General features: G+C 39.7%; 1 protein-coding gene. It reads left to right on the top strand.

Annotation, left to right across the window (positions count from 1 at the left end; translation table 11 throughout):
- The coding region (locus ACXADT_RS22935) for a CpaE/TadZ family protein (RefSeq protein ID WP_474835904.1) at nt 1–745 on the top strand (745 nt) is incomplete at its 5' end.
- Nucleotides 746–779: the final 34 nt, after the last annotated feature.

Genomic DNA, 779 nt, shown 5'->3' with positions numbered 1-779 from the left:
AAGGTTAACACCCACACTTACTTCAGGACGTACAGCACCTGCACCACTTTTCGATACTGTGAAAGAGGATAACAACACAAGCGTTAAATTGGATGCTCTCTTGCTTGATGGAAAAGCTGTTTCATATGATACATTGTCTTTTATTCGAGAAGTATATCCCGAGATACCAATCTTTTATAAATTGCACGAAATTCCAAGTCATATTCGAACCACGAACATTGAACGAATCTGTAGTGCTCATCACATCAAACCAATTCATGAAAATTACACGATAGAACAAGTCGTCGATGAAGTCTTCTCCCACCTTTGTGGAACGGAGAACTCTTCAAGTAAGCGCATTGTTAGTTTCTTTGGTACACATAGTGGCTCTGGCGTAAGCACTACAACATTTAATGTAGGAAAAGCCATTGCAGAGCGTATTCACGAGAGGGTACTGGTTCTTAGTTTAAATGCATGGGATCCAGCTGACTATTTTACAGAATACCAAGGGGCTTATCTTAACGACCTAAAAGTTGATTTGAAAACGCAGAATTTAACGCAAGCAAAACTTGGTGAATCCCTTCAACAGTATAAGAACTTATATCACCTTGCAGGAAACCGAGATATTAAGCTGCAACGTTATTACACGAATAATGAAATTGCTCATTTAATTGAAGTGGCTAAAGACATGTTCGACTTGATCTTAATCGATGGTGGTACTCACTTTGACACAGCTTGTGCCACACAAAGGTGCTGTACGTCCTGAAGTAAGTGTGGGTGTTAACCTAGAGCAATACGTA

It is taken from the genome of Anaerobacillus sp. ABR4_321, assembly GCF_056158505.1.
This window is presented reverse-complemented; position numbering and strand designations above follow the sequence as displayed.